Raw genomic sequence first — 20,229 nt, 5'->3', positions numbered from 1 at the left:
ATTACGGAGCTCGCTGTGACACACTGGATCTTGATTGGGCTTGGCGCCGTGATCGCGGTGCTGACATTTGTCAGCATCATGGGCTGGCTGCCGTCGCTGCGCATCGTCCCGGACGACACCCATTTCGACTTCACCCAATTTCGCCGGATCAGCTTTCCGATCTCGGCGCTGTTGTCGATCGTCGCCATCACGCTGTTCTTCACCCACGGCTTGAACTTCGGCATCGACTTCAAGGGCGGTACGCTGCTCGAAGTGCAGGCCAAGACCGGCGCCGCCGATATCCCGGCGATGCGCGCGACGCTGAGCGCGCTCGGCCTCGGTGACGTGCAGCTGCAGCAGTTCGGCGGTCCCGCCGACGTGCTGATCCGGGTCGCCGAACAGCCCGGCGGCGACGCCGCACAGCAGGACGCGGTGCAGAAGGTTCGCACCGCACTCGGCGACAATGTCGAATATCGCCGCGTCGAAGTGGTCGGCCCGCGGGTGTCCAGTGAGTTGCTGGCCTACGGCATGCTCGGGCTGATGCTGGCGATCTTCTCGATCCTGATCTATCTCTGGTTCCGCTTCGAATGGCAGTTCGCGCTCGGCGCGATGATCGCCAACGTCCACGACATCGTGCTGACGATCGGCTTCATGTCGATCACCCAGGTCGACTTCGATCTCACCTCGATCGCGGCGCTGTTGACGATTCTCGGCTATTCGTTGAATGACACCGTGGTGATCTACGACCGAATTCGCGAAATGCTGCGGCGCTACAAGAAGATGCCGATGCCGCAGCTGCTCAACGAATCGATCAATTCGACGCTGTCGCGCTCGATCATCACCCACGTCACGGTGACGCTGGCGCTGTTGGCGCTGCTGTTGTTCGGCGGTCACGCCATCCACTCCTTCACCGCGGTGATGATGTTCGGCGTGGTGCTGGTCGGCACCTACACCTCGATCTTCATCGCGGCCCCGATCCTGATCTATCTTGGCGTCGGCATGAACCGGCACGACGCCAAGGAGCCGGCGTCGAAGCCCTGATGGGGGAGCACCCGACGGACAGCCTGCATCTTCCAAGATCGGCGCCGATCGACTCCTACGGCAAGGGCGGGTTCTATTTCGCCGAGATGTCGCACCAGGGCTCGCTGCTCTGCCTGCCGGACGCGATCTGGGCCTGGCCGGTCACCGACCCAGCGCAGATCGACGAAGTTTCGCTGCGGCGGGTGATCGACAACGCAGGCGCCATCGACACGCTGATCATCGGCACCGCCACCCAGGTCTGGCAGCCGTCGGCCGGCTTGCGCAACGCGATGCGCCGGATCGGCATCGTGCTCGACCCGATGCAGACCGGACCCGCGATCCGGACCTACAACATCATGATCGGCGAGCGTCGGCGGGTCGCCGCGGCGCTGATCGCGGTGGCATGAGCACGGCCGCGACGGCCGACGAGGGCAACGCGGCGTTCTGCGCCGAGTTGGTGCGCAGCCATGATTTCGACCGCTACGCCGCGACGCTGTTCCTCGACCCCGCGCATCGCCGCGCGGCGCTGGCCCTCTACGCTTTCAACGTCGAGATCGTGCGGGTGCGCGGCCAGGTCAGCCAGCCTTTACCCGGCGAAATCCGCTTGCAATGGTGGACCGACATGCTGGCGGGCGTCGGCCATGGCGGCGTCGAGGGCAATCCGGTCGCCGCCGAGCTGCAGCGCGCGATCAGCCGTTACGCGCTGCCGGTGGCGCCGCTGTCGCGGCTGATCGAGGCGCATATCTTCGATCTCTACAACGACCCGATGCCGGACCGTGCCGCGCTCGAGCTCTATCTCGCAGAAACCTCGTCGGCCCTGCTGGCGCAGGCGGCGCGGCTGCTCGGTCCAATCTCCGACGCCGTCGATCATTTGGCACATCATGCCGGCCTCGCGATCGGCGCGGCGCGGCTGCTCGGGACATTTCCGCGCGACGCCGCGCGGCGCCAGCTGTTCGTGCCGGCGGAGTTTTTGGCGCAATCCGGCGCCGATCCGGAAGACGCCTTCGCGGGCAAGGTGACGCCTGAGCTGCGCGCCGCGCTGGATCAATTGGTTGGCGAGGCGAGGACGCATCTCGATCAGGCGCTGACGCTTTTGTCCGAGGCGCCGCGCGAAATCCGGCCGGCGCTCCTGCCGCTGGCGCTGGCGAAACGCGATCTGGCGCAGATGGCGCGCCCGGAGTGGGATCCGCTGCAGCCGCAGCCGCGCACCCGGCTGGCGACGCTGTGGACGCTGTGGCGGGCGAGCCGGTCGCGGGTGTTCCGGGGCTGATTACCCGGTGCCTGTGTCCCGGGCGCGATGCGGCACGAAGTGCCGCTTCGCAGAACCGGGACCGTTACGGACGCCGCGTTTCGTAATGGCCCCGGCTTAGCAGTGCATCACGCCGCACCGGACGATGCTTCGCATCGCCGGGGCAGCGCGCTGCACTGCATCCGGGGCACGATGAACTCTTCTGCATTTTCCGGAAATCAAGCCGCCGCAGCAGCGGCCGGCAAATTCTCCGCGATCCAGCCATCGAGGTCAGCCAGCGCGCGGGCGCTCATCGCCTGTTTCTTGGCGACGGTCTTGTCGGGGCCGCGCAGCTTCTTGCCGTCGGCGCCGTGGGTCGGCGGCGTGGCAAGCGGTGGGAACAGGCCGAAATTGACGTTCATCGGCTGGAACGAGCGTGGCCCGGCGTCGATGGTTTCGATGTGTCCGCCGGTGATGTGGCCGAGCAGCGCGCCGAGCGCGGTGGTCGCCGGCGGCGGCGCCAGTGCGGTTTGCCGCGCGTCGGCGGCGGCATAGAGCCCGGCGATCAGCCCGATCGAGGCCGACTCCACATAACCCTCGCAGCCGGTCATTTGTCCGGCGAACCGCAGCCGCGGTTCCGCGCGCAGCCGCAGCTGCTGATCGAGCAATTTCGGCGAGTTCAGAAACGTGTTGCGATGCAGCCCGCCAAGCCTTGCAAACTCGGCGCTTTCCAATCCCGGAATGCTGCGAAAAATGCGGCTCTGCTCGCCGTGCTTCAGCTTGGTCTGGAAGCCGACCAGATTGTACAGCGTGCCGAGCTTGTTATCCTGGCGCAGCTGCACGATGGCGTAGGGCTTCACGGTCGGATCTTTGGGATTGGTCAGCCCAACCGGCTTCATCGGCCCGAATCGCAGCGTTTCGGCGCCGCGCTCCGCCATCACTTCAATCGGCAGGCAGCCGTCGAAGTAGGGCGTATTGGTCTCCCAATCCTTGAAGTCGACCTTGCAGCCTTCGATCAATGCGGCGACGAAGCCGTCATATTGCTCGCGGGTCATCGGGCAGTTGATGTAGTCGGCGCCGTTGCCGCCGGGGCCGACCTTGTCGTAACGCGACTGGAACCAGGCCACCGACATGTCGATCGAGTCGCGGTGCACGATCGGCGCGATGGCATCGAAGAACGCCAGCGAATCTTCGCCGGTCAGCGCCTGGATCGCCGACGCCAGCGGCGCCGAGGTGAGCGGGCCGGTGGCGATCACCACTTGGCCCCAGTCCGCCGGCGGCAGGCCGTCGAGTTCGCCGCGTTGCAATTCGATCAAAGGATGATCGGTCAGTGCCTTGGTGACCGCGGCGGAGAAGCCGTCGCGGTCGACTGCCAGCGCGCCGCCGGCCGGGACCTGGTTGGCGTCGGCCGCGCGCATCACCAGCGAGCCGAGCTTGCGCATTTCGGCGTGCAGCAGCCCGACCGCGTTATTGGCGGCGTCATCGGAGCGGAAGGAGTTGGAGCACACCAGCTCGGCGAGGCCTTCGGTGCGATGCGCTTCGGTCATCCGGGCCGGGCGCATTTCGTGCAGCACAACGCGGACGCCGGCCTGCGCGATCTGCCAGGCGGCTTCGGAGCCGGCGAGGCCGCCGCCGACGACGTGAACGGTGTTGGAAGGATCAGACATCATGCGCCACAGCTAGCGCGTTTTGCGACAAAGGGAAATCGCCGCCAGCCCGGAACCTAGGCCCAGACACGACAACGCCCGCGTAGAGCGGGCGTCATCGGAACTCGAAACTGAACACTGGATCAACCGTGATAGTGACCCGAGGCAACGCGCGGAATGTCCGAGCGATCGAGGCCGATATCGGCCAATTCGCGATCACTGAGCTGGGACAATTCGCTCACATTGCGCTGATAGTCCCGGAATTCGCGGATCATGCGGATGAGCGAAAGAAACATGGGATATCTCCTAGAATTACGATTCAGCTCTTCAAGGGAGCTTCGTCGTTGAAATGAATATAGTGGAATACCGCTGGGCCAAACAGTGTAAATGCTGCGATGCAGCTAAGCCCCGCGCGCATAGCCTGCGCAAGGAATGAGTAACCCTTTCGGTCTCCGCGAAGGACTCCCAACAAGCGGGCAGACGACGCGGGCCGGTCTGACTTGTCTCCAGCAATATCGCAGAAACTAACGGATTATGAAATACTTGGCGTGTCGGATTGAAGTAGTTTGGTGGACGCTAACCCATCGGTCAATTTCGACTTAAGGCTAAAGCCGGGCGGCCCCTTATTCAGAGTCGCATGCAAAAACACCGGCTGAAGAGCAATTCAGGTAGATTACGGAGGGCGTTGTCGAGGCGCCTGTTGAGGAGCCTTCGCAGCAGCGAAGGCCCCGCGGGCACCCACTACGGACGTTCGCGCTTCCACTGCAACAATGCGGCGGGGAAATCCGCGGCCGACCGCCGGATCGGGTTGGCCGGCGGAATTTCCGGCGGAAACGGATTCGGTTCCACCACCTTGCGATAGAGATGCCAGGTGGCGTGGCCGAGCAGCGGAATCACCACGGCGAGGCCGAGGAAGGCCGGCAGCGAGCCCACCACCAGCAGCGCGGCGACGATCATGCCCCAGGCCGCCATCGGAAGCGGATTGCGCGCCACCGCGCGCAGCGAGGTGGCGATGGCATCGACAAAGCCGGCCTGGCGATCCAGCATGATCGGGAAGGCGACCACGCTGAGGCACAGCGTCGCCACCGCGAACAGGAAGCCAGCGCCGCAGCCGATCAGAATCAGCTGCCAACCGGCCTGAGTGGTCAGCACCAGGCGCAGGAAGTCGGGGATGGCGGCGGCCGGCGCGTAGCCGAAGGTCGCGAGATAGATCGCCTGGGCGGTGGCGATCCAGGTGACGAAGATCGCCAGCAGCAGCGCGCCGAGCCCGAGCATGGCGCCGAACGACGGCGAGCGCAGCACCTCGGTGGCGTGCCAGGCCGAGGCGTGCTGGCCGAGCTCGCGGCGGCGGCTGAGTTCGTAGAGTCCGAGGCCTGCGAACGGGCCGATCAGCGCGAAGCCGGCGGCCATCGGAAACAGCAGCGGCAGCACCGAATAGCCGAGCACGGCGCGGGCCAGCACCAGGCCGAGCACCGGATAGATCACGCACAGCATGATGGCGTGGCTTGGCACCGCTTTGAAATCCTCCCAGCCGAGCCGCAGCGTGGCGCGCAGATCGGACAGGCCGATCTTGCGGATCGCCGGCGGCGCCGCGCGCTGCGCTTGTGGTGTCGCGTGCTGTGATGGGGCGGCGGCAGTGTCGCCGCGGTTGGCATAAGGCGGATCGTCGGCGAACTCGTCGGCATATGGCGTGGCCATGGTCGTGCCTCCCGTTGCGCAGCGATCGCCGCCGAACGGCGACGTCGTGCTGGATGATCACGAAGAGACCAGACGCGAGGGCAAAGACCTGGTCTTGCCGCGACCTGTTGGGCGAAGACTAACGCCGGCGAAGCACTGCCGGTGCTCACGCTTCGGTGATTCCGATTGTCGCGGTGTCGCAGCGCAATGCGACCACGCCGGCCGGGAACAACGCGCGTGCCAATCGGTTAGTGAGCGTCCCGTAGGCACTGCGCCGATCCTGGTCCGAGCGTTCGTCGCCGGATCAGGTGAGGTGGTGTCGCCGCTGCGGCCTTTGATCGGTTCCTCGATCACTTCGACCTGGAGCATCCCATGAGCATTTTTGGCAAGATCATCAGCGCGATCTTTGGTACCCACGCCGAGGCCGCGCCGGGCGGCACCACCGCCGGCGGACCGGCCACCGCGCCGACCCCGGGCAGCTCGAGCGCCGGCGCGCCGGGCCAGAGCGTCGAGGTCGCGCCGATCCTCGACAAGGCGGTCGCCGACAAACATGAGAAGCTGGAATGGCGCACCTCGATCGTCGATCTGATGAAGGCGCTGGATATCGATTCCAGCCTGACCGCGCGCAAGGAGCTGGCGAAAGAACTCGCCTATAGCGGCGACCTCAGCGATTCCGCGACCATGAACATCTGGCTGCACAAGCAGGTGATGGCCAAGCTCGCCGCCAATGGCGGCAAGCTGCCCGCCGACATCAAGCACTAAGCGAACCATCGATCACAGCGAAAAGGCCCGCGTTTTTCGCGGGCCTTTTTGTTTGCTCTGTTGTTCCGTGCGGGATCTGTCAAACGACGATGGTCGCAGATCGATGGGTCTGCGCTCATCAACGGTCGATCGCCCTCAGCCCTTGAGGTCGGCGAATTCCGGATGCGCATCGAGATAATCGGCGACGAAGCCGCAGCCGGCGACCACCTTCAATCCCTCGGCGCGAATCAGCTCCAGCGCGCCCTTGACCAAGCGCGAGGCGATGCCGCGGCCGCGCAGCGCCGCCGGGGTCTCGGTGTGGGTGATGATCACCTTGTCGGCGGCGCGACGATAGCTCGCGAAGGCGAGCGAGCCTTGTGTATCCAATTCAAAGCGATTGCGTGGCTTGTTGTCACGAACAGTGATGGTGGTGTCGATCTGATTCACGGCGTTCCCCTATATATCTCGCGCAGCACGCACATCGGCATGATTGCAGCATATTTCAAGTGCGGGTTAACCCCGGGTCACGGTCTCAGCTCTGCAGCGACGGCGCCATCACGGAGGATGTCGCCACCGTTTTCAGTATCCGCCATCGCGCGCAGCCTAACGCACGATGGGGTATGTGGTTTCATTCTCATTTCGCCGTCCGCGCTTGCCTGCCTGGCTCGGCTTGCAGAGCTCGGCGCGGAACGACCGACGCCATTATAGCGCGGATCGAGCCGGTGGTGATCGCGATATTGCGCCGCAGTCCCCGCAACGGTGCTATGAGCGGTGACCGCGCGGCGCCCGCCGCTGCGTCCGAATCAGGAGTGCCTCATGGCCAACGACAAAGGCCCCAACATCAAGAAGAAGCAGAAGTGCAAGAATTGCGAGGGCAAGGGCACGCTGAAGAAGGGCGACAAGGTGGTGACCTGCCAGCGCTGCAAGGGCACCGGGGTCAGATAGTCGCCTGACGCCCGCCCACAAGGCCCGGGCCTCAGAGATAACCCAGCACGCCCCACCACACCCCGCCGACCCCGACCAGGATCAACAGGTTGACCACGCTCATCACCAGGCCGGCGATCCACCACTCGTTCAGCGTGATGTAGCCGGAGCCGAAGATGATCGGCGCGGTGCCGGTCGCGTAATGCGTCAGCGACATGTTGAGCGACGACGAGAACGAAAGCAACAGCCCGAGCAGCATCGGCGGGGTGCCGAGCGCGATGCCGGCGGCGAAGAACGCGGCGAACATCGCGGTGACGTGCGCGGTGGTCGAGGCGAAGAAGTAGTGCGCGTAGAAATACACCACCACCAGGATCGCCGCGGAGGCCTTCCAGTCCAGCCCCAGATGGGTGATGCCGCCCTGGATGGTCAGCGAGAACCACTTGGTCAATCCGAGATTGCCGAGGAAGGTCGCCATCATCACCAGCGCGGCGAACCAGATCAGCGTATCCCAGGCGCTCTTCGCCTTCAGAATGTCCTCCCACTCCAACACGCCGGTGATCAGCAACAGCGCCAGGCCGACGAAGGCGGTGGTGGTCGGGTCGAGGCTGAACGCCGGACCGAGCAGCCAGGCCGGCACGCCGGCCCACACCGCCAGCATCATGATCAGCACGGACAGCGTGATCGCTTCCGGCAGCCGCATCGGCCCGAGCTTGGCGAGTTCCGCGCTCGCCATCTCCTTGGCGCCGGGGGTGTGCTTGATTTCCGGCGGATACAGCAGATAGAGCACCAGCGGCATCACCAACAGCATCACCAGGCAGGGCAGCAGCGCCGCCAGCGCCCATTGCCCCCAGCTGATCGAAATGGAGCCTGCGGTCGCCGCCGCGATCAACGCCACGCACAACGGATTGGGCGCGGTGGCGGTGATGAACATCGCCGAGGTGATCGGGTTGGTGTTGTAGTTGACCAGCGCCAGATAGCGGCCGATGGTCTTCTGGGTGCCTTGTTCGGGGCTTGAACCGTAACTATCGGCGATCGAGCGCATGATCGGATGGATGATGGCGCCGCCGCGCGCGGTGTTGCTGGGCGTTACCGGCGCGATCACCAATTCGGAGAACACCAGGCCGTAGGCGACGCCGAGCGTCTTCTTGCCGAACAGCTTGACGAAGTAGAAGCCGATGCGGCGGCCGAGCCCGGTCTTGGTCACCGCCAGCGCCACCATCACCGCGCTGACGATCAGCCAGATCAGCGGATTGGCGAAGCCGGACAGCGCGTCGGCCAACGCCGCCGCGGGCTTGGTGGGGTTGGTGACGCCGGTGATCGCCACCAGCGCGATGGCGATGATCGACAGCGCGCCGAGCGGCATCGCCTTGCCGATGATCGCCACGATGGTGCCGACGAACAGCGCGAACAGATGCCAGGCATTCGGCGCGACGCCGGCGGGCACCGGAACGGCGAACCAGATGATCAGCGTCAGGCAGACGACGACGGCGGTGGGCAGCGGACGCGGCAGAATGAGCTTGTGCATGGAAATGCCTCGAGGTGCGCGGCGAGGCGGCGTTCGAGGCGGGAGAAGCCCGGATCAGTCACAGCCATCGGGTGCGCGCGGTCTAACCCCGAGGCTGTTAGTTCGCACGCGGTATTTTGATATGCATTGCGGCTTGCGTGGCGCGCATGACCGAGCACAGTCCTGGCGTGCAGCGGCGTCGCGCGCTCGCCGCAGGCGGGCGTTGCGATAGCCTCGATCTATCGCTCTGATCGACGCGGCTTATCGCTGCGCCGAGCCGCTCGCCTCGCGAACGGCCGATTACATCAATCCCTCGTCGGGAATGTTCAGCAGATCGCCGCAGGCCTTGCAGTGCACGGCGTCGCGGTCGTGGCGCTGCAGGCCGCAGGCCGGGCAGGGGAAGCGCACCTTGTCCGGGCTGAGCAGAGCACGCGCGAGATTGAAGAACAGCGTGACGCCGAAGATCATGATGACGACGCTGATCAGGCGCCCGGCGGTGCCCTGCAGCGTGATGTCGCCGAACCCGGTGGTGGTCAACGCGGTGACGGTGAAATACAGCGCGTCCGCGTAGTTGCCGATCTCGAGGTTGCGGCCCTTCTGGGTTTCATAGACCACCGCCGTCATCACGAAAATGAACACCGCGAGATTGGTGACGGCGATGATCACCTCCTCGTTGCGGCGGAAGAACCGGCTGTCGGTGCGCAGCCGCGCCAGCATCTGATAATTGCGTAATAGCCGCAGTGTTCGCAAAATCCGCAGGAAGCCGCCGGCTTCGCCGGCCAGCGGCGCCAGGAACGACACGATCGCCACAATATCGGTCCAGGTCGCGAGACGGGTGAATTCCCGCAGCCGACGCCGGCTGATCGTCAGCCGTGCGGCGAAATCGATCATGATCAGCGCGCCGAACAGCAGATCGAGGGATTCGATGATCTCGTTCGAGGGCAGGAACGAGGTGCCGACGATGAACGCCACCGTGATGATATCGAACGCCAGCAGCCCATAGCGAAACGCGACGCCGCGCGGCGTGGTGCCTTCGTAGAGTTCACGGACGCTGGTCTTGAGCTCGCCATAGGTCATCGCGCCACTAGGCCTGCTTCGCGGCGACGCCGCAACCGGCAAAACCGCGCGGCGTAGGCTTGCGTCGATCGCGAACGCTCCTCGCTATCGGGGCGCAGCGGAATAAGATCAGGTCAAGCGCTCAAGCGCGGTCAGCCGCAGTTCCAGATCGGGCCGATCGGCGTTCGGGTCCAACACGGCCCGAAGCTGCCGCCATTGTAGCGGCCGCGATAGAAGCCGGGCCGGCCGACATAATGCAGCTCGCCGTCATAACCGTAATAGCGCGGCACCGGATCGATGTACCAAGGCCGTTTCTTACGCAGCGCCATCCGCGACGCCGGCGTCCTGTCGGCGAACGGCGGCACGCTGTTGTTCGGCGGCTGGCGATAGCCCGGCAGGAAGCCGTAGCCGTGCCAGCGCTGCGGCTGCTTGAACGGCGCCGCGGCCGCGGCGATCGGCAGCAGCAAGGCGAGTGCGAGCGAGACAACGGCGAGGCGCGACATCGGCGCAGAATAGGCCGGCTTCGGCGGCAAGGCGATTCAAATCGCGGTGCGCAGCGTGGCGGTGCGGCGCGGGGCATCGCCGCACCGCCTTTGCAGGACGGCGCCACCCTATTGCGGAATGTCGTCGCCCATCGGCGGGAGCTGCACGCCTTGTTGCGGTCGCACGCTTGCGACTCCCTGGACCGTCTTCAGCTGCTCGATCAAGGAACTGTCGGCGGTCCCGGTGATGGTGCGGAAGCGCGGGAGTTTCTGCTCGACGCGCAGGCCGCGGGCTTCCAGCGCTTTCGCCACCTGGTCGAGATCGCTCTGCCGATCCTTGTCGACCATCACCAGGATTCCGATCTCTGCCATGCCAAGCCTCCGGCGTTGCAGCAGCTTATCGCGTTCTCACCAAGCCGACCAAACCGCGTCGCGGCGGCGGCGATGTTAAGCCCCCGCGTCCGGCGCCTGCGCGAGCCCGGCGCCGAGGTCGCTTTCATTGCCGAGGCTGCGGGCCTTCTGCACCAGCGCGTCCCACAGCTTCTGGCCGCGCAGCGACGAATCCGACTGCGCGAACAGCGCCGCCAAGCCGGCGACGTGCGGGCAGGCCATGCTGGTGCCCTGCAGGATCCGCGACAGCTGCGGTCGTGGCGCAGTGGAATACACCGCGACGCCGGGCGCCGCGATGTCGACATGGCCGCCGTCCGGGTTAATGCTGCCGCAGGAGAACGGCGCCACCCGCATTTTCGGATCGAGGGCCGCGACCGCCATCACGGTGGTCGAATTGCCCGGGGCGTTGACCGGCGCGATCAGGCCGAAGTCGCGCGCGCTATCATTGCCGGCGGCGGCGATGATCAGGCAGCCTTCCGCAAGCGCCGCCGCGCCGACTTCTTCATAGAGCACATCGGGCTTCTCGCCGGGCCGCACGCCGCGGCCGAGCGACATCGATATCGCCGCGCATTTCGACTCGATCGCCCAGTTCATGCCGTTCAGAATGTCGCCTTCGCGGCCGGAGCCGTTGTCGCTGAGCACCTTGCCGACATAGAGCTCGACATCAGGGGCGACGCCGTAGCGGCGGCCGATGCTCGACTGTTTCGGCCCGGCGATGGTGCCGGCGGTGTGGGTGCCGTGGCCGTGCACATCCATCGCGTCGCCGCCGACGAAGCTCTGCGAGACGATCGCCCGGCCTTTGAAATCCGGATGCTCGAGATCGAGCCCGGTGTCGAGCACCGCGATGCGGATGCCGCGGCCGGTGTAGGCCGATTTGTCGGCGCCGATCGCTTGCAGACCCCAGGTGAATTGATCGTTATCTGCGAACGGCGCCGGCGAGGTGGAGACCAGGCTGAGCGTCGCCGGGGCCTCCGCCGACGTCACCACCACCGAGGTAGCTTCTTCGGCGAGTAGCACCAGCCCGTCGCGCACCCATTGGTGATAGCGCTGCGCGCGCTCGCTGGTGGCGAACATGAAGAATTCCGGGCGCACCTGCCGCACCTCGTCGGAGGCGGCGAGCGCGCTGAGCTGCGCCCGGGCGCCGGCGCCGGCGGCTTCGGGCAGCACCGCGACGCTGAAGCGCGGCAGGATCACCGCGGCGCCGCCGCTCAGCGCCTCTGCCATCGCGGTGGTCGAGCCGGCGAATTCACGCGCGTCGAACGCCCGCAGGCCGAGCGTGTTCTCGATCCGGTTCTGCGCCTGGAGGATTTCGGCGCCACGGTGCAAAAGCACCAAGGTCCGCCCGGTCGGCTGCGGCGGAGTGGGTTCAGGAAAACGACGGTTTCCGTTCTCGGTGCTCGCCATGGTGGCCTCCCAGCCTGATTGGACCGGCGGCGAGCGCTCATCGGCACGGCGTCGCCTTGGCCGGCGACCCTGGGGATAGCACGAGGAGAGTGGAAATACAACCTTTGCGTGTTATTGGCTCGGCTGCGATCTTCTCATGGGCGTACCCTCAGTCGCGCGCGACGGCGCGGCCGCCCCAGCGATAATTCAGCCGCAGCGTCACCAGATCGACGTCCTGATGGATGCGGTCGCTGGCATAGGCGGTGCCGGCGGGCGCCACGGTGCCGATATTGGTGAACCTGATCAGCTTGTCCTGCATGAACATGTGGTCGTATTCGACGCCGACCGACCAGGCGCCGCCGAAGCCGTACTCCACGCCGACGCCGACCACCGCGCCCCAACGGGTGTCTTTCACCGCGTCGCTGATCTGCACGCCGTTGGAGGTGAGATAGCCGGTGTAGCGATCCGAGGTCACCGCGCCGCCGGCCTTGAGATAGAGCAGGGTGTTGCCCCAGGCATTGCCGATCTGGCCGGTGAACAGCCCGAAGGAATCCACCTTGGTGGCGTTGACGACGGTCGGGAAGGCGATGCTGATGTTGCTGCCGTTGAAATCCGCCCAGTTGCCCTGCGCCTCGACGCCGAACACCAGATTGGCGGCCTGCCAGCGATAGCCGAGCTGGCCGCCCGCGGTGCCGCCGGTGGCGTCGTGGCAGCCTTCCGAGCTGAGGAAGCTGCCCGCCGCATTGACGAAATCCCAGCACTTGCGGCTCGAGCCCCAGCCGCCATTGCCGCCGAGATAGAGCCCGCTCCAGGCGCCCCCCGGCGCGGCGATCGGCAGCGCGGAGCGATAGGCGGCGACGTCGGCGGCGGAGGCCGAACTCGCCATCGCAAGGGCGGCAAGCGTGACAAGGGCGGCAAGTCCGCCGCGCGAGAACCGGGTCATGGCGTTTCCTATGGGCTGTAGGAGAATCACTCTCTGCAAACAGCCTAAGGTCGCGGGTCGGCTCAGCTTGTCTCTTATTTGGTACAGTGCGGGAGTATCGAAGGAAGGGGGATGGGCAGGCGATCAACTTCTGCCCGCAGCCCGTGAAGAGCACAGCGATATTCCGGAGACAGTAATGACCCCGCATTTGCCGACGTCGCTGGCTGATCCAGCTTTGCTCGCTGTCAAACAGCCTGCAAAATGCTAAGCTGCCTGCAGAGGTTTTCGATGTCGGACCTGCTCGCGCGCATCACCATCGATCCGGACGTCCTGCACGGTCGCCCCTGCATTCGCGGCCTGCGCATCAGCGTCGCCGACATTCTCGGCCAGCTCGCAGCGGGCGCGTCGCGCGACGACATCCTGCGCGACTATCCGTATCTGGAAAACGCCGACATTGACGCGGCTCTGGCCTTCGCAGCAAAGCAGGCGGATCACCCGGTCATCGCGGCGGAATGAGCCCTCGCTTTCTGATCGATGCACAGCTTCCGCCGGCGCTGGCGGAGCCGTTTCGGCATGCCGGTTGCGAGGCGTTTCATGTCGCTGACATCGGCTTGCTGGCCGCGACGGATCGCCAGATTTGGCAAGCCGCGATTGACCAATCTGCGGCGCTGGTGACCAAAGACCGAGATTTTCTGATGATACGCGCGGCCTCGAACAACGGCCCCACCGTGGTCTGGATCAGGTCCCCACGGACGAACGGAAGATGGGTTTCGCAAGTGCTCAATCCTATGCGCTACGTTTTGCTGACCCGGACTTGAAGCCTGAAGGGAAAAGCGTGAACTGACCGTCGAGTGATTCAGGATTTCGCGACCCAGCCGGCAGCGCATTTTCAACTCAGTGACTGTGAGATGGGTTCTGCAAACCCAACTCCATCCTACGGGGGCTAATAGCCAGCTGGATCGTAAATTGGTCGACTGGAAGCGTCTTGCCGGCCCCCAAAAGTGGCAAAAGAATCGAGTGACCACCGTCGGTTTCGATTAAATGAATGTGCCAATAGGTCTTCCGGCTTGTCTTAGTCGTATTCAGAGCTAGCAAATTGCCTTCGATCACCTCATGAGGAATCGAAAATGCCAGGTTTAAGTCCACGCATCCAAGGACGAAATACGATTCAATCCCACCCCGTAAGAACTCGTCCCAGGCCGGATGATAAGCGTACCAGTAGCGGGATGAAGTTCCTTTCGTATATCTCTTGGAGATCGAACATGCGAGGCGCTTTTCATGATTTGCATTCCAGAAGAGTGCCCTCGTATTCTTGATAAACTTTGTGTCGAGTTTTCTGCCGATAGCATCAACGATCTCGGCTCGTTTGCCGTCAATGACTGCAAAATCAGTAAACTCCCAGCCGGTTTTTACGACTTCAGATGTTAGAGGAATTTCTTCACTATCTGCGTTAGTATTAGCTTCGGCGATAATCGCTTCGACGTCAGTGGCTGTGGCAAACATAACATCGACCATGTTGTCGAGCCGGGTGTATTCCATGGGCATAAGCAAACTTCGGATTTGCCGCCCGGTATCTGGATTGTCCGAATTTTCCTTAAGCTGGACCAGCTTTAATAATGCTTCGGCGCTGATTAGGCGAATGTCCCAAGCGTGCCGAGATCCGCGAATTTGAGCTTCAAGCTCACCCGTATCCTCACGCCCAACAACGATTAATATAGATGGCTTTCCGGATACTTCACTTTTTAACAGGAGTTTCTCTCGGTATGAAACAATAGTGTCAAGCGAGATGCGATACGCATCTGTAGTCTTGACCTCACTGATGATCGTGTGACTTTCAGGCGACGTCCAAATTCCGTCATATCCTATCCCCCCAATGGTGCCCTGATAGCGGCCATTCGTGACTTTGTAGTCAAGCCTTCGGCCGAGTTCGTTTACGAGATCCTGAAGCACCATTCCACTCTTGGTGAAGCTGGACGAAAGACAATGATCAATATATTCGCCCAACTTTCCGGAAGGAATCTCGGAAAGGTATTGCCTGAATTCTTGCGAACAAGCGGTGGCATCTCGTAAATTTCCATCGCCGGCCATCGCAACGATTTGCTCAATCGTTGATTCACCAATGGCAGTCGGATTCGATTGCCACAACGCAATCAAGGGCATTAGCTACTCCTAGATCGAAAGCGCACCACAGATTGTAGCGAATTGTTAGCGAATCAAGGATCACTCCGCCGCTTCCCCCGCCTTCCGCTTCTTCTTCGCCGCGCCCGCCGCCTTGTCCAGCACCGGCTTCAAGAACGTCCCGGTGTAGCTCCGCGGCGCCTTGACAATATCCTCCGGCGGGCCCCAGGCGACGATTTCGCCGCCGCCGTCGCCGCCTTCGGGGCCTAAGTCGATCACCCAGTCGGCGGTCTTGATCACTTCGAGATTGTGCTCGATCACCACCACGCTGTTGCCCTGCGACACCAGCTCGTGCAGCACCTCCAAGAGTTTCGCGACGTCGTGAAAATGCAGGCCGGTGGTCGGCTCGTCGAGGATGTACAGCGTGCGGCCGGTGGCGCGCTTGCTCAGCTCCTTCGCCAGCTTGACGCGCTGCGCTTCGCCGCCGGACAGCGTGGTGGCCTGCTGGCCGACATGGATGTAGTCCAGCCCGACGCGCTTCAGCGTCTTGAAGGTCTCGCGCACCCGCGGCACCGCCTTGAAGAACTCGGCGGCTTCTTCCACCGTCATGTCGAGCACGTCGGCGATCGACTTGCCCTTGAACAAGACCTCGAGGGTCTCGCGGTTGTAGCGCTTGCCCTTGCAGACGTCGCAGGTGACGTAGACGTCGGGCAGGAAGTGCATCTCGATCTTGATCACGCCGTCGCCCTGGCAGGCCTCGCAGCGGCCGCCCTTGACGTTGAACGAGAAGCGGCCCGGCTCGTAGCCGCGCGCCTTGGATTCCGGCAGCCCGGCGAACCATTCGCGGATCGGCGTGAAGGCGCCGGTGTAGGTCGCGGGGTTGGAGCGCGGGGTGCGGCCGATCGGCGACTGGTCGATGTCGATGATCTTGTCGATGTGCTCCAGCCCCTCGATGCGGTCGTGCGGGGCGGCGCCCTCAGAGGCGTTGTTGAGTTTTCGCGCGATCGCCTTGTAGAGCGTGTCGATCAACAGCGTCGACTTGCCGCCGCCGGACACGCCGGTGACGCAGGTGAACAGCCCGAGCGGAATTTCCGCCGACACGTTCTTCAGATTGTTGCCGCGGGCGTTGATCACCTTCAGGGTGCGGCGATGGTTCGGCGGCCGCCGCTCCGGCACCGGCACGAATAATTCGCCGGTGAGATATTTGCCGGTCAGCGATTTCGGATTTTTCATCACCTCGGCGGGCGTGCCTTGCGCCACGATATGGCCGCCATGGGTGCCGGCGCCGGGGCCGACATCGACCACGTAGTCGGCGGCGAGCACCGCGTCCTCGTCGTGCTCGACCACGATCACGGTGTTGCCGAGGTCGCGCAGCCGCCGCAGCGTGTCGAGCAGCCGGGCGTTGTCGCGCTGGTGCAGCCCGATCGACGGCTCGTCCAGCACATAGAGCACGCCGGTGAGGCCGGAGCCGATCTGCGAGGCGAGGCGGATCCGCTGGCTTTCGCCGCCGCTCAATGTGCCGGAGGCGCGCGCCAGCGTCAGGTAGTTGAGGCCGACGTCGAGCAGGAAGGAGAGCCGCTCGCGGATCTCTTTCAGGATGCGCACCGCGATTTCGTTCTGCTGCTTGTTGAGCAGCTTCGGCACGGTCTCGAACCATTCGCCGGCGCGGCGCACCGACAGTTCAGAGACTTCCCCGATATGCTTGCCGCCGATCTTGACGCACAAAGCCTCAGGCTTCAGCCGGAAGCCGTGGCAGGCGGCACACGGCACGTCGGAGAAATACTTGCCGAGTTCTTCACGCGCCCATTCGCTCTCGGTCTCGCGGAAACGGCGTTGGATATTGGTGACCACGCCCTCGAACGGCTTCTTGGTGTCGTAGCTGCGCACGCCGTCTTCGTAGGAGAACTTGATCTCGTCGTCGCCGGAGCCATGCAGCAGGGCGTTCTGGGTCTTTTTCGGCAGATCCTTCCACTTGGTATCAAGCGTGAACTTGTAGAATTTGCCCAGCGCGGTGAGGGTCTGGATGTAGTAGGGCGATGACGACTTCGCCCACGGCGCGATCGCGCCCTTGCGTAAGCTCAGCTCCTTGTCGGGGATCACCAGGTCGGCGTCGATGTGCTGCTCGATGCCGAGCCCGCCGCAGGCCGGGCAGGCGCCATAGGGGTTGTTGAACGAGAACAGCCGCGGCTCGATCTCCGGAATGGTGAAGCCGGACACCGGGCAGGCGAATTTCTCCGAGAACAGGATGCGCTCGGCGCCGGTCTTGTCGTGAATTTTGGCGACTTTCTTGTCGGCCTTTTTCTTCTCGGGCTCTGCGGAGGCCGCCGGCGGCGCGGCGGGGGCGTCGGCGTATTCGATCACGGCGAGGCCGTCGGCGAGCTTCAGCGCGGTCTCGAAACTCTCGGCCAGACGCTGGCCGATGTCCGGACGCACCACGATGCGGTCGACCACGACGTCGATGTCGTGCGGGAATTTCTTGTCGAGCACCGGGGCTTCGGCGAGCTCATGGAACGCGCCGTCGATCTTGACGCGCTGAAAGCCCTTCTTGAGATAGTCGGCGAGCTCCTTGCGGTATTCGCCCTTGCGGCCGCGCACCACCGGCGCCAGCAGATACAGCCTTGTGCCTTCCGGCAGCGCCAGTACGCGGTCGACCATCTGCGAGACGATCTGGCTTTCGATCGGAAGCCCCGTCGCGGGCGAGTAGGGGATGCCGACGCGCGCCCACAACAGCCGCATGTAGTCGTAGATCTCGGTGACGGTGCCGACCGTGGAGCGCGGGTTCTTCGAGGTGGTCTTCTGCTCGATCGAGATCGCCGGCGACAGCCCGTCGATCTGGTCGACGTCCGGCTTCTGCATCATCTCGAGAAATTGCCGGGCATACGCCGACAGCGACTCGACGTAGCGGCGCTGGCCCTCGGCATAGATGGTGTCGAAGGCGAGCGAGGATTTGCCGGAGCCGGACAGCCCGGTGAACACCACCAGCTGGTCGCGCGGGATCTCCAGATCGACGTTCTTGAGATTGTGCTCGCGGGCGCCGCGAATGGTAATGGCGCGCTGCTGAGAGCTCGCCGGCTGGCGTTTGGCCTTGATCACTTCATCCATGAGGTTGTCCCGACGCCGCCGCGCCACGTTAATGGGCGCGCAGTCCCGGAGTGACCGGATCTGACGCCAGTTGAGTGCCTTGGAACATAGGAAGAACGGGGCGGGATTTCCAGTGCTGCCGGGCCGCCATCAACGGTTTGTTGCCCGGCGGGTTGCCGGAGCCGGACATTTTTGCCGCGCGGCCGGCGGAAAAACCGAAAGGCCGGCGCTAGCCGGCCTTTCGTCGAAGACTTTCAATCGCTTAGGGCGAAACTCAGAACCGCGGGATCAGCGGGCCGCCCCAGCGATAGTTCAGACGAGCGGTGACCAGATCGGTGTCGCCGCCGGTGCGCAAGGTGCCGGAATAAATTCCGGTGGCGGTGAAGGCGAAATCGACGTCCTTGCGATCGATGAAGATGTGGTCGTACTCGACTGCGATCGACCAGTTCGGAGCGAAGCCGTATTCGAGACCGGCGCCAACGGTGGCGCCCCACTTGGTCACGTCGTTGGTGCTCGCGGTGACGCCGGCGATCGGGAATGACACGTTATAATTCGTGCTGGTGACCGCAGCACCGCCCTTGGCATACAGCAAGGCGTTGTTCCAGGCATAGCCGATCTGGCCGGTGAAGAGACCGAAGGCTTTCAGCTTGGAGTTGTCCGACCGCGTCGAGAAGAACGTATCGTCGTGGTCGCCCTTCAGATCAGCCCAGTCGCCCTGAGCTTCGAGGCCGAACACCCAGGTGCCGGTCTGCCAGCGATAGCCGATCTGACCACCCGCCACGGCCCCGTCGCCGGTATGCGATCCGAGGTCGAAACCGCCCAACGAATTCCAGTTGTCCTTGAACCAGCCGCCGCCGGCGTTGGCGCCGATGTAGAAGCCGCTCCAATCATAGACCGCGGCGACGTAGGCCGGCGCCTTGGTGTAGGTGCGAGCGGGAAGATCAGCAGCCACCGCCGGGGCGGCCACGCCCAGTGCCACGAGAGCAACCGTACCTAACAGAAACTTCTTCATCTGCATCTCTCCTATTGCCGCTTCGTGATCCGGCTGGCCGATTCATGGGAAGCGCGAGCGCCCTTATTGCGCGAGTAGTTATACGCGACTTCGCGTAAAAAGCAGTAACCGAAAAGCCACACTCGGATAGCAAGTAACGCGGGAAACGCGGTTTACCTGAGGTATTTCGAGGACGCCGACGGCGCGGCGAGGCCGTGGCGGGGCGCGCTGGGAGGCGCGCTGCAGTACAACTTTTCCGACGTTTTCCGGCTTTCCACCAGAACAAAACTCGAACATAATGCCGCCATCGCGATGTGGATAACGCTGCGAGCGGCCCCGCGCGGATCGTTCGAGAGGGTATAGCCTGTCACCAAAGGTGGCGGCTTGTGGCGTCAGTTTGAGACGGCCGTCCCCGACCTCCGGGCGCGGCCGGTGTGCAGAGTTCTAGCGACAGTGGAGAGCGGCGATGGCGGGAAGCGTGAACAAGGTGATTCTGATCGGCAATCTTGGCGCCGATCCGGAGATCAAGCGGACTCAGGACGGGCGGCCGATCGCCAATCTGCGGATCGCCACCTCGGAAACCTGGCGCGACAAGAATTCCGGCGAGCGCAAGGAAAAGACCGAGTGGCACCGCGTGGTGATCTTCAGTGAGGGGCTGTGCCGGATTGCCGAGCAGTATCTGAAGAAGGGCGCCAAGGTTTACATCGAGGGCCAGCTGCAGACCCGCAAATGGACCGACCAGAGCGGCGTCGAGAAGTACTCCACCGAAGTCGTGCTGCAGAACTTCAATTCGACGCTGACCATGCTGGACGGCCGCAGCGGCGGCGGCGGTTTCGGCGGCGACGATGCGCCGGGCGATTTCGGCTCCAGCGGGCCGTCGAGCGCGCCGCCGCGCCGCGCCCCGGCCGCCGCCAGCAGCGGTGGTGGTGGTGGTGGTGGCCGCGCCAGCGACATGGACGACGATATTCCGTTCTAGAGTAATTGGGCTCCATCGTGTGGATCAGCACCGAAGTGGGACCCCGCAATTCCTCAGCATAAATCATTGATTTAACTGAGAAAGATCGCATTTGGCAGGGGTCCCGATCGG

The 20,229-nt window shown here is 64.0% G+C and carries 21 protein-coding genes; 8 read left to right on the top strand and 13 right to left on the bottom strand.

Going from position 1 to position 20,229, the window contains the following annotated elements; translation table 11 throughout:
* Nucleotides 1-15: 15 nt before the first annotated feature.
* From secF to HNR60_RS02605, 3 genes are read left to right on the top strand one after another with little or no spacing between them, the layout of a single operon-like run.
* Complete coding sequence (gene secF / locus HNR60_RS02615; protein WP_184253992.1) at nucleotides 16-1,020, top strand: protein translocase subunit SecF; 1,005 nt, start codon at nucleotides 16-18, stop codon at nucleotides 1,018-1,020.
* The gene (locus HNR60_RS02610; RefSeq protein ID WP_184253990.1) at nucleotides 1,020-1,406 is read left to right on the top strand and encodes an Mth938-like domain-containing protein; all 387 of its coding nucleotides are present in this window, start codon (nucleotides 1,020-1,022) and stop codon (nucleotides 1,404-1,406) included. The genes secF and HNR60_RS02610 overlap by 1 nt, the downstream gene beginning before the upstream one ends.
* Nucleotides 1,403-2,269 (top strand): phytoene/squalene synthase family protein, encoded by an 867-nt coding sequence (locus HNR60_RS02605; protein ID WP_184253988.1) that lies wholly within the window; start codon nucleotides 1,403-1,405, stop codon nucleotides 2,267-2,269. Before HNR60_RS02610 ends, HNR60_RS02605 begins: the two co-directional genes overlap by 4 nt.
* Nucleotides 2,270-2,466: 197 nt before the next feature.
* Here HNR60_RS02605 and trmFO read toward each other — a convergent pair whose 3' ends face one another.
* The 3 genes from trmFO to HNR60_RS02590 all read right to left on the bottom strand — a co-directional run bounded on the left by trmFO (nucleotide 2,467) and on the right by HNR60_RS02590 (nucleotide 5,571).
* Nucleotides 2,467-3,897: a methylenetetrahydrofolate--tRNA-(uracil(54)-C(5))-methyltransferase (FADH(2)-oxidizing) TrmFO gene (gene trmFO / locus HNR60_RS02600; protein ID WP_184253986.1), complete on the bottom strand. Its 1,431-nt coding sequence runs from the start codon at nucleotides 3,895-3,897 to the stop codon at nucleotides 2,467-2,469.
* Nucleotides 3,898-4,016: 119 nt separating this feature from the next.
* Nucleotides 4,017-4,169 carry a DUF1127 domain-containing protein gene (locus tag HNR60_RS02595; protein WP_184253983.1) on the bottom strand — a complete coding sequence of 51 codons (153 nt, stop codon included), beginning with the start codon at nucleotides 4,167-4,169 and terminating at the stop codon, nucleotides 4,017-4,019.
* 445 nt (nucleotides 4,170-4,614) lie between these two features.
* Nucleotides 4,615-5,571 carry a DUF2189 domain-containing protein gene (locus HNR60_RS02590; protein WP_184253981.1) on the bottom strand — a complete coding sequence of 319 codons (957 nt, stop codon included), beginning with the start codon at nucleotides 5,569-5,571 and terminating at the stop codon, nucleotides 4,615-4,617.
* 351 nt (nucleotides 5,572-5,922) lie between these two features.
* On the opposite strand from HNR60_RS02590, the gene HNR60_RS02585 reads away from it, so the two are divergent.
* Nucleotides 5,923-6,312 carry a DUF3597 domain-containing protein gene (locus HNR60_RS02585; protein ID WP_184253979.1) on the top strand — a complete coding sequence of 130 codons (390 nt, stop codon included), beginning with the start codon at nucleotides 5,923-5,925 and terminating at the stop codon, nucleotides 6,310-6,312.
* A gap of 135 nt (nucleotides 6,313-6,447) precedes the next feature.
* On the opposite strand, the gene HNR60_RS02580 is transcribed toward HNR60_RS02585, so the two are convergent.
* Nucleotides 6,448-6,738 (bottom strand): N-acetyltransferase, encoded by a 291-nt coding sequence (locus HNR60_RS02580; protein ID WP_184253977.1) that lies wholly within the window; start codon nucleotides 6,736-6,738, stop codon nucleotides 6,448-6,450.
* A gap of 369 nt (nucleotides 6,739-7,107) precedes the next feature.
* On the opposite strand from HNR60_RS02580, the gene HNR60_RS24295 reads away from it, so the two are divergent.
* Nucleotides 7,108-7,236 (top strand): hypothetical protein, encoded by a 129-nt coding sequence (locus tag HNR60_RS24295; protein WP_283810611.1) that lies wholly within the window; start codon nucleotides 7,108-7,110, stop codon nucleotides 7,234-7,236.
* 31 nt (nucleotides 7,237-7,267) lie between these two features.
* Here HNR60_RS24295 and HNR60_RS02575 read toward each other — a convergent pair whose 3' ends face one another.
* The 6 genes from HNR60_RS02575 to HNR60_RS02550 form a co-directional block, all read right to left on the bottom strand.
* Nucleotides 7,268-8,740, bottom strand: coding sequence for a DASS family sodium-coupled anion symporter (locus tag HNR60_RS02575; protein WP_184253975.1), 1,473 nt, complete (start codon nucleotides 8,738-8,740; stop codon nucleotides 7,268-7,270).
* Nucleotides 8,741-9,019: 279 nt separating this feature from the next.
* Nucleotides 9,020-9,796, bottom strand: a complete 777-nt coding sequence (locus HNR60_RS02570) for a potassium channel family protein (protein ID WP_184253967.1) — start codon at nucleotides 9,794-9,796, stop codon at nucleotides 9,020-9,022.
* A 131-nt stretch (nucleotides 9,797-9,927) separates the two neighbouring features.
* On the bottom strand, nucleotides 9,928-10,278 hold the full coding sequence (locus HNR60_RS02565; RefSeq protein ID WP_184254361.1) for a hypothetical protein: 351 nt from the start codon (nucleotides 10,276-10,278) through the stop codon (nucleotides 9,928-9,930).
* A gap of 108 nt (nucleotides 10,279-10,386) precedes the next feature.
* Nucleotides 10,387-10,650 (bottom strand): hypothetical protein, encoded by a 264-nt coding sequence (locus HNR60_RS02560; RefSeq protein WP_488266377.1) that lies wholly within the window; start codon nucleotides 10,648-10,650, stop codon nucleotides 10,387-10,389.
* A gap of 54 nt (nucleotides 10,651-10,704) precedes the next feature.
* On the bottom strand, nucleotides 10,705-12,051 hold the full coding sequence (locus HNR60_RS02555) for a S8 family serine peptidase (RefSeq protein WP_184253963.1): 1,347 nt from the start codon (nucleotides 12,049-12,051) through the stop codon (nucleotides 10,705-10,707).
* Between the two features lie 148 nt (nucleotides 12,052-12,199).
* Nucleotides 12,200-12,973 (bottom strand): outer membrane protein, encoded by a 774-nt coding sequence (locus HNR60_RS02550; RefSeq protein ID WP_184253961.1) that lies wholly within the window; start codon nucleotides 12,971-12,973, stop codon nucleotides 12,200-12,202.
* Nucleotides 12,974-13,240: 267 nt separating this feature from the next.
* Here HNR60_RS02550 and HNR60_RS02545 point away from each other — a divergent pair, with 267 nt between their 5' ends.
* Nucleotides 13,241-13,468 (top strand): DUF433 domain-containing protein, encoded by a 228-nt coding sequence (locus tag HNR60_RS02545; RefSeq protein ID WP_184253959.1) that lies wholly within the window; start codon nucleotides 13,241-13,243, stop codon nucleotides 13,466-13,468.
* Nucleotides 13,465-13,770: a DUF5615 family PIN-like protein gene (locus HNR60_RS02540; protein ID WP_184253957.1), complete on the top strand. Its 306-nt coding sequence runs from the start codon at nucleotides 13,465-13,467 to the stop codon at nucleotides 13,768-13,770. Before HNR60_RS02545 ends, HNR60_RS02540 begins: the two co-directional genes overlap by 4 nt.
* Before the next feature lie 76 nt (nucleotides 13,771-13,846).
* Here HNR60_RS02540 and HNR60_RS02535 read toward each other — a convergent pair whose 3' ends face one another.
* From HNR60_RS02535 to HNR60_RS02525, 3 genes are all read right to left on the bottom strand, one after another.
* Complete coding sequence (locus HNR60_RS02535) at nucleotides 13,847-15,112, bottom strand: hypothetical protein (protein ID WP_184253955.1); 1,266 nt, start codon at nucleotides 15,110-15,112, stop codon at nucleotides 13,847-13,849.
* A 60-nt stretch (nucleotides 15,113-15,172) separates the two neighbouring features.
* Nucleotides 15,173-18,172 (bottom strand): excinuclease ABC subunit UvrA, encoded by a 3,000-nt coding sequence (uvrA, locus tag HNR60_RS02530; RefSeq protein WP_184253953.1) that lies wholly within the window; start codon nucleotides 18,170-18,172, stop codon nucleotides 15,173-15,175.
* A gap of 253 nt (nucleotides 18,173-18,425) precedes the next feature.
* Nucleotides 18,426-19,163, bottom strand: coding sequence for an outer membrane protein (locus HNR60_RS02525; RefSeq protein ID WP_184253951.1), 738 nt, complete (start codon nucleotides 19,161-19,163; stop codon nucleotides 18,426-18,428).
* 445 nt (nucleotides 19,164-19,608) lie between these two features.
* On the opposite strand from HNR60_RS02525, the gene HNR60_RS02520 reads away from it, so the two are divergent.
* Entirely contained in the window at nucleotides 19,609-20,118 is a 510-nt protein-coding gene (locus HNR60_RS02520; RefSeq protein ID WP_184253949.1) for a single-stranded DNA-binding protein, read from the top strand.
* Nucleotides 20,119-20,229: the final 111 nt, after the last annotated feature.

The organism is Rhodopseudomonas rhenobacensis, from assembly GCF_014203125.1.
GTDB lineage: Bacteria > Pseudomonadota > Alphaproteobacteria > Rhizobiales > Xanthobacteraceae > Rhodopseudomonas_A > Rhodopseudomonas_A rhenobacensis.
This window is presented reverse-complemented; position numbering and strand designations above follow the sequence as displayed.